Here is a 12,084-nt window from a genome sequence, read left to right as displayed (position 1 = left end):
CGTGGGCGGCTCGTGTCTCAGAGCGAACCGTTGAGTTCGGCGGTGAAACTGCAGGCCCCCTGCTCCGCCGGGCTGAAGGCCTGGCGCATGAAGGCAAACAGTTCGCGGCCCATGCCAAGGTTATCGATGGCCGGGGTTTCGACCAGCGGGCGGGCGTCCCATTCCACCGCATCCACCAGCACGCGCAGCTCGCCGGTGGTGCCGTCGACGCGCACCACGTCGCCGTCGCGCAGCCTGGCCAGCGGGCCGCCATTGAGGGCTTCAGGCGACACATGGATGGCCGCCGGCACCTTGCCGGATGCGCCGGACATGCGCCCGTCGGTCACCAGCGCCACCTTGTAGCCACGGTCCTGCAGTACGCCGAGGAACGGCGTGAGCTTGTGCAGCTCCGGCATGCCGTTGGCGCGCGGCCCCTGGAAGCGCACCACGGCAACCAGGTCACGTTCCAGCTCGCCGGCCTTGAAGGCGGCGGCCAGGCTGTTCTGGTCGTGGAAGATGCGTACCGGCGCTTCGACGATCTGGTGTTCCGCCGCCACGGCAGACACCTTCATCACGCCACGGCCGAGGTTGCCTTCCATCAGGCGCAGCCCCCCCTCGGGGGAGAAGGGTTTGTCGATAGGCCGCAGGATGTTCTCGTCCAGGCTCGCCGCCGGGCCTTCGCGCCACACCAGCTTGCCGTCGTCGAGGAAAGGCTCCTGGATGTATCGGCGCAGCCCCTTGCCGACCACGGTCTGTACGTCTTCATGCAGCAGGCCGCCGTCGAGCAGCTGGCGGATCAGGAAGGACATGCCGCCCGCCGCCTGGAAGTGGTTGATGTCCGCCTGGCCGTTCGGGTAAATGCGCGCCAGGGTCGGCACCACCTCGGAGAGGTCGGCCATGTCCTGCCAGGTCAGCTGGATGCCGGCGGCCTGGGCGATGGCCAGCAGGTGCAGGGTGTGGTTGGTCGAGCCGCCAGTGGCCAGCAGCGCCACCACGGAGTTGACCATGGCCTTCTCGTCGACGATCTCCGCCATGGGCACGAACTGGCCGTTCTCCGGGGTCAGACGCGCGGCCTGGCGGGCGGCTTCGCGGGTCAGCTCATCGCGCAGCGGGGTGTTCGGATTGACGAAGGAGGCGCCCGGCAGGTGCAGGCCCATCACCTCCACCAGCAACTGGTTGGTGTTGGCGGTGCCATAGAAGGTGCAGGTGCCCGGCGCGTGATAGGAGGCCATCTCCGAGGCCAGCAGTTCCTCGCGGGTGGCCTTGCCTTCGGCAAACAGCTGGCGCACCGCGGCCTTCTCCTTGTTGGAGATACCGGTGGGCATGGGGCCGGCCGGCACGAACACCACCGGCAGGTGGCCGAAACGCAGCGAACCGATCAGCAGGCCGGGGACAATCTTGTCGCACACGCCCAGGCACAGCGCGGCGTCGAACATGTTGTGCGACAGCGCGATGGCGGTGCCCATGGCGATCACGTCGCGGCTGGCCAGGGACAGTTCCATCCCCGGCTCACCCTGGGTCACGCCGTCGCACATGGCCGGCACGCCGCCGGCGAACTGGCCGACCGAGCCGATCTGCCGCAGGGCGTCCTTGATCAGCACTGGGAAGCGCTCCAGCGGCTGGTGCGCGGAAAGCATGTCGTTGTAGGCGGAGACGATGGCGACGTTGGCCTGGTTCATCAGCCGCAGCGCCTGCTTGTCCGACTCGCCACAGGCCGCTACGCCGTGGGCGAGATTGCCGCAGGGCAGCGTGCCGCGGTGCGGGCCCTTGGTGGCGGCTGCCTTGACCAGGTCGAGATAGCGCTGGCGGGTCGCCGCGCTGCGGGCCTGGATGCGCTGGGTGACTTCGAGCACACGGGGGTGCATGGCAGCATTCTCCTAAAGACTAACAGTTGTTGTTTTTACAACATAATCTTCGATTACAAAGCGTTTACTTTTCTTCGAAGCAGAAATTTAATGTTTTTTACCACAACAAAAGAAAAGAGACGACCTTCATGACTATACGCCTGGCTATCAACGGATTCGGCCGCATCGGCAGGAACGTCCTCCGCGCACTCTACTCGGGCCCCTATCGCCAGCACCTGCAAGTGGTGGCGATCAATGACCTGGGCGATGCGGCGATCAACGCTCACCTGCTGCAGTACGACAGCGTGCATGGGCGCTTCCCACGCCAGGTAGAGCATGACGCGGAAAGCCTCAGCGTAGAGGGCGACCGCATCGCCGTCACGGCCGTCCGCAACCCGGCGGAGCTGCCTTGGAGGGCGCTGGAAGTGGACATCGTGCTGGAATGCACCGGTCTCTTCACCGCCCGCGACAAGGCCGCCGCGCACCTCGACGCCGGCGCGCGCCAGGTGCTGGTCTCGGCGCCGGGCCAGGGCATGGACGCCACGGTGGTCTACGGCGTCAACGAACACATCCTGCGGCCGACGCACCGCATTGTCTCCAACGCCTCCTGCACCACCAACTGCCTGGCGCCGGTGGTCCAGGTGCTGCATCGTGAGCTGGGCATCGAACATGGGCTGATGACCACCATCCACGCCTACACCAACGACCAGAACCTTTCCGACGTCTACCACAGCGACCCGTACCGGGCGCGCTCGGCCACCCAGTCGATGATCCCCACGCGCACCGGCGCCGCCGACGCGGTGGGCCTGGTGCTGCCGGAGCTGGCCGGCAAGCTGACCGGTCTGGCGGTGCGGGTGCCGGTGATCAATGTGTCGCTGGTGGACCTCACGGTGCAGGTCGCCCGCGCGGCCCGTGTCGAGGAGGTCAACGCAATGTTCGAGCGCGCCAGCCAGGAGTCGGCGATCCTCGGCTTCAACCGCCAGCCGCTGGTCTCGGTGGACTTCAACCATGATCCGCACTCCGCCATCTTCGATGCGAGCCACACGCGAGTCAGCGGCCGGCTGGTCAAGGTGATGGCCTGGTACGACAACGAGTGGGGCTTCTCCAACCGCATGCTGGATACGGCGCGGGCGATGTGGGTCGCGCGAGGCTGACGTAGGGCGTACAACCGTTCGCGGTTGTACGCCGATACACTGCGCGCATCGCTGGCGCCCCAATCGAACCTGGATCGCTCTGAAATCAAGGCCAATCGGCGTATAACGCGGAGCGTTATACGCCCTACGAACACAAATCCACCGTCCCCATGCTCGCCCTCAAGCTCACCCTGGTTCCGCTGTTCCTGTTGTTGATCTCGCTCTCCGGACGCTGGTGGGGCCCCGCCGTCGCCGGCTGCCTCGCCACCCTGCCCGCGATCACCGGGCCGATCCTCTATCTGATCACCCTCGAGCACGGCCGCGACTTCGGCGCCCAGGCCGCGCTGCTGGCGCTGGCCGCGATCTTCGCGTCGGAGGCGTTCAACTTCACCTATGCCTGGATCTGCCGGCGCCACCCATGGCCGCCGGCGCTGTGCGGCGCGATGCTGGCCTGGCTGATCGCCGCCTGGGGACTGACGCAACTGCCCACCCTGCCCGGCTGGGCCCTGGGCGCGGCGGCGTTGGGCACACTGACCAGCCAGCTGTTCATGCCGCGGGCGGAGCTGCCAGCAACCCTCTCGCCCATCGGACGCTTCGAGCTCGGCCTGCGCATGCTCGCCGGTGCCTTGCTGACGCTCTCCGTCACCGCCCTCGCCGGCTGGGCCGGGCCGAGCTGGAGCGGTCTGCTGGCGGTGTTCCCGCTGCTCTCCATCGTGCTCTGCGTGTCGTCGCAGCGGCTTAATGGCTCAGGCTTCGTCATCGTACTGCTGCGTGGCATGGTGACCGGGCGGCCGGCCTTTGGCGCCTTCTGCCTGTGGCTGGCGTTGCGGCTGCCCCAGGTCGACACCCTGCAAAGCTTCGCCGAAGCGGCGCTGCTGTCGGTGCTGGTGCAGGGTGCGTTGCGCTGGATGATCGGGCGCCGGGCCAGAAAGCTGGCGAACACGGCGACCTGAAAAGAAAACGCCACGGCTCATCGAGCCGTGGCGTTTTCTTTTGTGGCGCGAGTGGCGATTAGAGCAGCGTGAAGCTCTGCTCCTTCACGTTGTCCGAATCCAGGCCGACGTAGACCTTGAACTCGCCCGGCTCCGAGGCGTAGCGCAGCTGGCTGTCGTAGAAGCGCAGGTCCTCCTCGCGGATCGGGAACTGCACCACCTTCGACTCACCCGGCTGCAGCATGATCTTGCTGAAGCCCTTGAGCTCCTTCACCGGACGGCTGATGGAAGCGGCGACGTCGCGCAGGTAGAGCTGCACCACGGTCTCGCCGGCGACCTTGCCGGTGTTCTTCACCGTCACGCTGGCGGTCAGCTGGTCACCCTTCTTCAGCTTGCTGGCCGACATCTTCACGTCCGAGACGCTGAAGTCGGTGTAGCTCAGGCCGAAGCCGAAGGGGTACAGCGGGCCGTTCTGCGAGTCGAAGTAGCGCGAGGTGTACTTGTTCGGGTGCTCGTGGTCGAACGGGCGGCCGGTGTTCAGGTGGTTGTAATAGATCGGCACCTGGCCCACCGAGCGCGGGAAGGTCATGCTCAGCTTGCCCGCCGGGTTGTAGTCGCCGAACAGCACGTCGGCGATGGCGTTGCCACCCTCGGTGCCGCTGAACCAGGTTTCCAGGATGGCGTCCGCGTTGGCGCTTTCCCAGCGCAGGTCCAGCGGGCGGCCGTTCATCAGCACCAGCACCAGCGGCTTGCCGGTGGCCTTGAGGGCCTTGAGCAGCTCGATCTGGCTTTGCGCGATGTGCAGGTTGGTCTTGCTCGATGCCTCGTGGGCCATGCCCTGGGCCTCGCCGACCACGGCAACCACCACGTCGGCCTGCTTGGCCTTGGCCACGGCCTCGTCGATCATCGCCTTCGGGCTGCGGGAGTCGACCTTGACGTCCTCGCTGTACTCGTTGAGGTACTTGATGATCTCTGCGTCGTCGGTGACGTTGGCGCCTTTGGCATAAAGCAGCGCGGCCTTGCCGCGGGTCGCCGTGCCCATGCCTTCGAGCACGGTCACCGCCTGGAAGGCCTTGCCGGCGGCGGACCAGCTGCCCATCACGTCGCGCTTGCTGTCGGCCAGCGGGCCGACCAGGGCGATCACGCCGTCACGCTTGAGCGGCAGTACGCCACCCTCGTTCTTCAGCAGGACCATGCCCTTGCGCGCGATCTCGCGGGCGTCGGCACGGTGCAGGCGCGACTCGGCGTCGGTATTCACCGGGTCGGAGCCCTGCAGGTAGCGGTACGGGTCCTTGAACAGGCCCATGTCCCACTTGGCGGCGAGCACGTCGCGGCAGGCGCGGTCGATCTCGGCCTGGCTGATCAGCCCGGCCTTGAGCAGCTCGGGCATGTGCTTGCCGTAGAGGTCGTCGTTCATGTTCATTTCGACGCCGGCGTTGATCGCCAGGCGGGTGGCGTCGCGCTCATTGGCGGCCACGCCGTGCTTGATCAGCTCGCCCACCGCGCCGTGGTCGCTCAGGGTCAGGCCCTTGTAGCCCCACTGGCCGCGCAGCAGGTCCTGCAGCAGCCAGGTGTTGGCGGTGGCGGGCACGCCGTTGACGCTGTTCAGCGAGACCATCACCGCGCCGGCGCCGGCATCGATGGCGGCGCGGTACGGCGGCAGGTAGTCCTGGAACATGCGCTGCGGGCTCATGTCCACGGTATTGTAGTCGCGGCCGCCTTCACCGGCGCCGTACAGGGCGAAGTGCTTGACCCCGGCCATGATGGTTTCCGGCTGGTTCAGGCCCTTGCCCTGGTAGCCCTTGACCACTGCGGCGGCGACCTTGCTGGTCAGCCAGGCGTCTTCGCCGAAGCCTTCGGAGACGCGCCCCCAGCGCGGATCGCGAGCGATATCGACGGTGGGCGAATAGGTCAGGTTGAGGCCGTCGGCGCTGGCCTCGATGGCCGAGACGCGGGCGCTGCGCTCGATGGACGCCAGGTCCCAGCTCGCCGCCAGGCCCAGGCCGATGGGGAACACGGTGCGATGGCCGTGGACCACGTCATAGGCGAAGAACAGCGGGATCTTCAGCCGGCTCTTCATGGCCGCATCCTGCAGATCGCGGATGCCCGGACGCACCACGGTGTTGAACACCGCGCCAGTGGTGCCGGCGGCGATCTCTTCCAGCAGCACCGGCTTGGGATGGTCCGGACCGACGCTGACCAGGCGCAGCTGGCCGATCTTCTCTTCCTGCGTCATGCGCTGCATCAGGCTGTCGATGAAGGCGTCCTTCGACTGGCCAGGCAGCGGCACGGCGGGCGCTACGGCAGGAGCCTGGGCTGCGGAAAGCGAAGCGCTGCTCAGGCCCAGCAGGAGGCCGAGCCAGGAGATACGGCTGATTGGTGTTGTTTTCATATGGGTACTCAGCAGCCTGCGCGAAACGCCAGGTCACTGTGGAATGTTGTCGAGAGACGTCGTCAGGGCGGTTGATCGGGCGGCATCCCCGGGTGTTGCCGCCAGCGCCTTGCGAACGCGGCACATAAGGTCGTCGCGGCGAAGACGGAAGTCAATCACCGGGCGGCTGGAAATCGCTGAAGATCGCGCATCAATGGTCGCGATTGCGCGCGTTGAACTCCATTTCCTCGCGCATGGCTTCGCGCAGGGCGCGCTCTTCGTCCCATTCGTCCTCTTCCGCTACAGACGGCGCAGGCGCAGGCGCCGGCGGCTGCGGCGCGGGCGCCTGGGCCTCGACATCGGTCTCACCCTCGGCGGTCGCTTGCGCCTCGTCCGGCGACTCGACCTCGGGCAGCGCGTGCACGCCACTGAAATCGGCGTCCACGCCACTGTCCTCTGCGTCCACCGGCGGCAGGTCGATGAGGTCGTCGAAATCGGTCTTCAGGCCCTGTTCCATCTCGTCCAGCTCGGCGAGCAGGCTGCGGAAGCTGGTTTCTTCCTTCGGCTCCTCCGGCGGTGCCGGTTCCGGCTCTTCGCCGACATCGCGCAGCGCCTGGTCGGCCAGCGCCTGCAGCGACGGCGGAACGTAGTCCTCGTCGTACTCCTCGGGGCTTGGCAGGCTGACCGTCGGCGCCATGTCCTCGAGGATCGGCTGGGGCTCGGGCTCCATCAGCTTCAGCTCGGCCAGCGGCGGCAGCTCTTCCAGACTCTTCAGGTTGAAGTAGTCGAGGAAGGTCCGGGTGGTCGCCAGCATCGCCGGGCGGCCAGGCACCTCGCGATAGCCGACGATGCGAATCCACTCGCGCTCCATCAGCGTCTTGACGATCTGGGTGTTCACCGCGACGCCACGGATCTCCTCGATCTCGCCCCGGGTGATCGGCTGGCGGTAGGCGATCAGCGCCAGGGTCTCCAGCAGGGCGCGGGAATAGCGCTGCGGGCGCTCCTCCCACAAGCGGCCGACCCAGGGCGCAAGCTTCTCGCGCACCTGCAGGCGGTAGCCGGTGGCCACTTCCTTGAGCTCGAAAGCCCGGCCGGCGCAGGACAGCGACAGCACTGCCAGCGCATCGCGGAACTGTTGCGGCTCAGGACGCTCGGCCTCCTCGAACAGCTCGCCGAGGCGCTCCAGCGACAGCGGCTTGCCGGCCGCCAGGAGGATGCCTTCGAGCAGGGTCGCCAGTTCTTTGGGGTCGGACAGGTTCATCGAGTCGCTCAGTGGGTCAGCCGAAACGGGTGAAGGCCGGGTGGTAGGCCACCTCGCCGCGCACCGTCTGTGCCTCAGCGGTCAGACGCAGGCATTGGCAGTACTGGGCGGGGATGCCGGGGAAAACCAGGGTGTCATCGGCGACGAAGCCGAAGCGCGCATAGTAAGCCGGATCGCCCACCAGCACACAGCCGGCCACGCCGTCGGCGCGCAGGCGCTGCAGGCAGGCTTTGGCGAGCGCGGCGCCAATGCCGGCCTTCTGCCGCGCCGGCAGCACCGCCAGCGGGCCCATGCCCAGCCAGCCGATGGCTCGGCCGTCGAGGGTCACCGGCGAGGCGGCCAGGTAGCCGACCACTTCGCCGGCCTCTTCGGCTACCAGCGCCAGGCTGAGTGCGCCCTCCTCGCGCAGGGCCTGCACCAGCAGGTGCTCGGTCTGCCGGCTGTGCGGATGGTCGGCGAACGCCGCGCGCAACAGGGCGTCGATGGCGGCGTGGTCGCCAGGCTGTTCAGAGCGAATCTTCAAGGTCATCGAATGTCGGCTCCGGAGGCACTGCCTCCTCGGGTTCGAAGGCCCCCTCGCCTTCCTCCTGCACGGCTTCGGCGGACGGGGCGCCTTCCGTGCTCTCAGCACGGGCGCGCACGTGGATCGGTGCAAAGGCGGCAGTCTGCACCAGCTCCACCAGTTGCTCCTTCACCAGTTCGAGCACGGCCATGAAGGTCACCACCACGCCGAGCTTGCCCTCCTCGACGCGGAACAGGGTGATGAAGGGCACGAAGCCCTCGCCCTTGAGGCGCTCAAGGATTTCGGCCATGCGCTCGCGAGTGGAAAGCATCTCGCGGGTGACCTGATGGCTCTCGAACAGGTCGGCGCGACGCAGCACCTCGGCCATGCACAGCATCAGCTCCTGCATGTCGACATCGGGCAGCAGCTTGCGCGCCCGCGCATCCGGCGCGGCGACCGAGGGCAGGATGATGTCGCGGCCCAGGCGTGGCAGGGTGTCGAGGTCCTCGGCGGCCTTCTTGAAGCGCTCGTATTCCTGCAGCCGTCGGATCAGCTCGGCGCGCGGGTCATCCTCTTCCTCCTCGGCCTCGGCCGAGCGCGGCAGCAACATGCGCGACTTGATCTCGGCGAGCATGGCGGCCATCACCAGATACTCGGCGGCCAGTTCCAGGCGCACCGACTTCATCAGCTCGACGTAGCCCATGTACTGGCGGGTGATTTCCGCCACCGGGATGTCGAGGATGTTGATGTTCTGCTTGCGGATCAGGTAAAGCAGCAGGTCGAGCGGACCTTCGAAGGCTTCGAGGAAGACTTCCAGGGCGTCCGGCGGGATGTACAGGTCCTGCGGCAGCTCGGTCAGGGCCTCGCCGTAGACCAGCGCCAGCTGTACCGGGGCCCGGTATTCAGTGGCGCTGGAAGGATCGTCCGGCTCGGTCAGGTCACTCATCGGCCACTCGTCAGGCTCTGGGGGATACAGGCGGCATTATCCCTGCTTTTACCCGCCGTGGGTGGGGGAAATGGCGGAAGGAATGGACGGTGTCACATCGCATCGTGCGGTGCAGGGGATTCCCGTAGGAGCGAGCTTGCTCGCGAACCGGACTCTGCGACGGGGCTTTTTCGCGAGCAAGCTCGCTCCTACGAAAGCGTATATCAGCGGTAGGACAACCCCATGGCATGCCGCACCTCCACCAGCGTCTCGCGGGCAGTCTCGCGGGCATGTTCGGCGCCCTCGGCGAGGATGCTGCGCACCAGCTCCGGGTTGTCCTCGTAGTCCAGCGCGCGCTCCTGGATCGGCCTCAGTTCCTGCTGGATCGACTCGATCAGCGGTCGCTTGCAGTCCAGACAGCCGATCCCGGCGCTGCGGCAACCCTCCTGCACCCACTGCTGGCAACCGGAGTCGGAGTAGATCAGATGCCACTGCCACACCGGGCAGCGCTCGGGGTCGCCCGGATCGTTGCGGTGCACCCGCGCAGGGTCGGTGGGCATCCGCGCGATCTTTTCCTCCACCTCCGCCGGGCTGTCGCGCAGGGCGACGGTATTGCCGTGGGACTTGGACATCTTGTGACCATCCAGCCCCGGCATCTTCGGGGCGTGGCTGACCAGGGTCTGCGGTTCGGGCAACAACAGCCGGCTGCTGCCTTCGAGATAGCCGAACAAGCGCTCGCGGTCGCCCAGGGTCAGGCTCTGCTGCTCCTTGAGCAGCGCCCGCGCGGTCTCCAGGGCCTCGGCGTCGCCCTGCTCCTGCCAGGTGCGGCGCAGGCTGGAATAGAGCTTGCCGGTCTTCTTGCCCAGGCGGCCGATGGCGGTCTGCACCCGCTCCTCGAAGTCGTCCTCGCCGCCGTACAGATGGTTGAAGCGGCGGGCGATCTCGCGGCTGAACTCGACGTGGGCGAACTGATCGGAACCCACCGGCACCCAGCCGGCGCGGTAGATCAGGATGTCCGCCGCCTGCAGCAGCGGATAGCCCAGGAAGCCATAGGTGGAGAGGTCCTTGTGGCTGAGCTTTTCCTGCAGCTCCTTGTAGGTCGGCACCCGCTCCAGCCAGGACAGCGGGCATATCATCGACAGCAGCAGGTGCAGCTCGGCGTGCTCAGGCACCTGGGACTGGATGAACATCGTCGCCGCGCTGGGGCTGACGCCCACTGCCAGCCAGTCGATGGCCATGTCGCGCACATGCTGGCGGATGTTATGGGTTTCGTCGTACTCGGTGGTCAGGGCGTGCCAGTCGACGATGGAGAAGAAACATTCATATTCGTGCTGCAGCTTCACCCAGTTCTGCAGCACGCCGTGGTAATGCCCCAGGTGCAGGCGCCCGGTGGGGCGCATGCCGGACAGCACGCGGCGCTCGGAATCGACACTGGCCAAAGATCAACCTCGCGGAATCGGCGAATGGAGAGCCCAGTATAGGTTCAGGCGCTGACCATGAAGGGTTCCGGATCGCCGCAGCCGACGCGTACCACCACCGGGTCCTCGTCGGTCAGCGCGATCACCGTGGAGGCTTCGCCGCCGCCGTAACCGCCATCGATGATCAGGTCCACCTGGTGTTGCAGCAGGTCGCGCATCTCGTACGGGTCGTTCATCGGCTCGGTCTGCCCCGGCAAAATCAGGCTGACGCTCATCAGCGGCTCACCCAGTTCCTCCAGCAGCGCCAGGGCGATGGGGCAGGCCGGCACGCGCAGGCCGATGGTGCGGCGCTTGGGGTGCAGCAGCATGCGCGGCACCTCGCGGGTGGCGTTGAGGATGAAGGTGTAAGGCCCCGGGGTATGCGCCTTGAGCAGGCGGAACAGGCCGGTGTCGACCTTGGCGTAGAGCCCCAGTTCGGAGAGGTCGCGGCAGACCAGGGTGAAGTTGTGCTTGTCGTCCAGCCGGCGAATGTGGCGGATGCGCTCCACCGCTGACTTCTCGCCGATCCGGCAGCCCAGCGCATAGGAGGAGTCGGTGGGATAGGCAATCACGCCACCCTGCCGGACGATCTCCACCGCCTGCTTGATCAGGCGCGACTGGGGGTTTTCCGGGTGGACCTGAAAGAACTGGCTCATTGAATCTCCTTGTTCCCTGGAACGTTGTCCGCACGAGCGAATCGCGGCCAGAGCGGCGGCAGGTCATCCGGCACCGCGCGGTACAGGCCCAGCTCGGACCAGTCGCTGGGACCGTGGAAGTCGCTGCCGGCGGTGACCATCAGGCCGAACTCGCGGGCGAGGATACTGAGCACGCCGACCTGTTCCGCCGGCTGCGGACCATTGACCACTTCGATGGCATGGCCACCGGCGGCGATGAAGTCGGCGACCAGCTTGCGCCGCTTGGTGCGCGTGAAATCGTATTGGTAGGGATGCGCCAGGCTGATCCAGGCGCCGGCGTCACGCAGAGTGCCAACCGCGTCGGCCAGCGAAGGCCAGTGCTGCTTGACGTCGCCCAGCTTGCCGGCGCCCAGCCACTTGCGGAAGGCTTCGGCACGGTCCTTGACGTAGCCCTGGCGCAGCAGGAACTCGGCGAAGTGCGGGCGCGCCGGGGCATTCTCGCTGTCGCCCAGCTCGCCCTGTACCGCCCGCGCGCCTTCGAAGGCGCCGGGCATGCCCTTGGCCTCCAGGCGCCGGCCGATCTCCTCGGCGCGGGTCCAGCGGGCGCGGTGCAGGTCGTCCAGCGCCTTGACCAGCGACTCGGCGAGCGGATCGAAGCCATAGCCCAGCACATGGATGGTCGCCCCGCCCCAGGTGCATGACAGTTCCACTCCATCGACCAGCTCCATGCCCAACTGACGTGCGGCTTCGCGGGCCTCGGGGAGGCCGTCGAGGGTGTCGTGGTCGGTCAGCGCCAGCACATGCACGCCGCGCCCATGGGCGCGCTCGACCAGGGCCGTCGGGCTGAGAAGTCCGTCGGACGCGGTGCTGTGGCAGTGCAGGTCAACTCGCATGCAGGGGTTCCGTAGGCTGGGGGCGGTTTATTTCTGTATAGACGCTTATGCGCGCCCGCTCTCCCGGTAATCGATTGAAACCATGAGCGGGTGCGGCGTTGGGCGGATGAGGCTTTCAGTTCACCGGCAGGTTGGTATTATGCCGGCTCTAC

Annotated in this window: 10 protein-coding genes; 2 read left to right on the top strand and 8 right to left on the bottom strand. The window is 66.9% G+C overall.

The window, feature by feature from the left end:
• Positions 1-17 precede the first annotated feature (17 nt).
• On the bottom strand, positions 18-1,844 hold the full coding sequence (edd, locus tag ACNFBT_RS03415) for a phosphogluconate dehydratase (protein WP_416746442.1): 1,827 nt from the start codon (positions 1,842-1,844) through the stop codon (positions 18-20).
• A gap of 128 nt (positions 1,845-1,972) precedes the next feature.
• Here edd and gap point away from each other — a divergent pair, with 128 nt between their 5' ends.
• Complete coding sequence (gap, locus tag ACNFBT_RS03410) at positions 1,973-2,977, top strand: type I glyceraldehyde-3-phosphate dehydrogenase (RefSeq protein WP_416746439.1); 1,005 nt, start codon at positions 1,973-1,975, stop codon at positions 2,975-2,977.
• A gap of 149 nt (positions 2,978-3,126) precedes the next feature.
• Positions 3,127-3,909, top strand: coding sequence for a hypothetical protein (locus tag ACNFBT_RS03405; RefSeq protein ID WP_416746437.1), 783 nt, complete (start codon positions 3,127-3,129; stop codon positions 3,907-3,909).
• 58 nt (positions 3,910-3,967) lie between these two features.
• On the opposite strand, the gene bglX is transcribed toward ACNFBT_RS03405, so the two are convergent.
• From bglX to ACNFBT_RS03370, 7 genes are all read right to left on the bottom strand, one after another.
• Complete coding sequence (bglX, locus tag ACNFBT_RS03400) at positions 3,968-6,265, bottom strand: beta-glucosidase BglX (RefSeq protein WP_416747193.1); 2,298 nt, start codon at positions 6,263-6,265, stop codon at positions 3,968-3,970.
• A gap of 205 nt (positions 6,266-6,470) precedes the next feature.
• The gene (scpB, locus tag ACNFBT_RS03395) at positions 6,471-7,520 is read right to left on the bottom strand and encodes an SMC-Scp complex subunit ScpB (protein WP_416746435.1); all 1,050 of its coding nucleotides are present in this window, start codon (positions 7,518-7,520) and stop codon (positions 6,471-6,473) included.
• Between the two features lie 16 nt (positions 7,521-7,536).
• Positions 7,537-8,049 carry a GNAT family N-acetyltransferase gene (locus tag ACNFBT_RS03390; RefSeq protein WP_416746433.1) on the bottom strand — a complete coding sequence of 171 codons (513 nt, stop codon included), beginning with the start codon at positions 8,047-8,049 and terminating at the stop codon, positions 7,537-7,539.
• Positions 8,027-8,839 (bottom strand): segregation and condensation protein A, encoded by an 813-nt coding sequence (locus ACNFBT_RS03385; RefSeq protein WP_416747192.1) that lies wholly within the window; start codon positions 8,837-8,839, stop codon positions 8,027-8,029. The genes ACNFBT_RS03390 and ACNFBT_RS03385 overlap by 23 nt, the downstream gene beginning before the upstream one ends.
• A 332-nt stretch (positions 8,840-9,171) precedes the next feature.
• Positions 9,172-10,386 carry a tryptophan--tRNA ligase gene (locus ACNFBT_RS03380; protein ID WP_416746431.1) on the bottom strand — a complete coding sequence of 405 codons (1,215 nt, stop codon included), beginning with the start codon at positions 10,384-10,386 and terminating at the stop codon, positions 9,172-9,174.
• A gap of 44 nt (positions 10,387-10,430) precedes the next feature.
• Positions 10,431-11,060, bottom strand: a complete 630-nt coding sequence (locus tag ACNFBT_RS03375) for an L-threonylcarbamoyladenylate synthase (RefSeq protein ID WP_416746429.1) — start codon at positions 11,058-11,060, stop codon at positions 10,431-10,433.
• Positions 11,057-11,932: a PHP domain-containing protein gene (locus tag ACNFBT_RS03370; protein WP_416746427.1), complete on the bottom strand. Its 876-nt coding sequence runs from the start codon at positions 11,930-11,932 to the stop codon at positions 11,057-11,059. Before ACNFBT_RS03370 ends, ACNFBT_RS03375 begins: the two co-directional genes overlap by 4 nt.
• Positions 11,933-12,084 lie beyond the last annotated feature (152 nt).

Origin of the sequence: Pseudomonas sp. NY15181, from assembly GCF_048068055.1 — a bacterium.
Lineage (GTDB): Bacteria > Pseudomonadota > Gammaproteobacteria > Pseudomonadales > Pseudomonadaceae > Pseudomonas.
This window is presented reverse-complemented; position numbering and strand designations above follow the sequence as displayed.

Coding starts and splice junctions, on each gene's coding strand:
- ACNFBT_RS03375 (WP_416746429.1), bottom strand. CDS start 11,060: ATGAGCCAGTTCTTTCAGGTCCACCCGGAAAACCCCCAGTCGCGCCTG.
- ACNFBT_RS03390 (WP_416746433.1), bottom strand. CDS start 8,049: ATGACCTTGAAGATTCGCTCTGAACAGCCTGGCGACCACGCCGCCATC.
- ACNFBT_RS03405 (WP_416746437.1), top strand. CDS start 3,127: ATGCTCGCCCTCAAGCTCACCCTGGTTCCGCTGTTCCTGTTGTTGATC.
- edd (WP_416746442.1), bottom strand. CDS start 1,844: ATGCACCCCCGTGTGCTCGAAGTCACCCAGCGCATCCAGGCCCGCAGC.
- gap (WP_416746439.1), top strand. CDS start 1,973: ATGACTATACGCCTGGCTATCAACGGATTCGGCCGCATCGGCAGGAAC.
- scpB (WP_416746435.1), bottom strand. CDS start 7,520: ATGAACCTGTCCGACCCCAAAGAACTGGCGACCCTGCTCGAAGGCATC.
- ACNFBT_RS03370 (WP_416746427.1), bottom strand. CDS start 11,932: ATGCGAGTTGACCTGCACTGCCACAGCACCGCGTCCGACGGACTTCTC.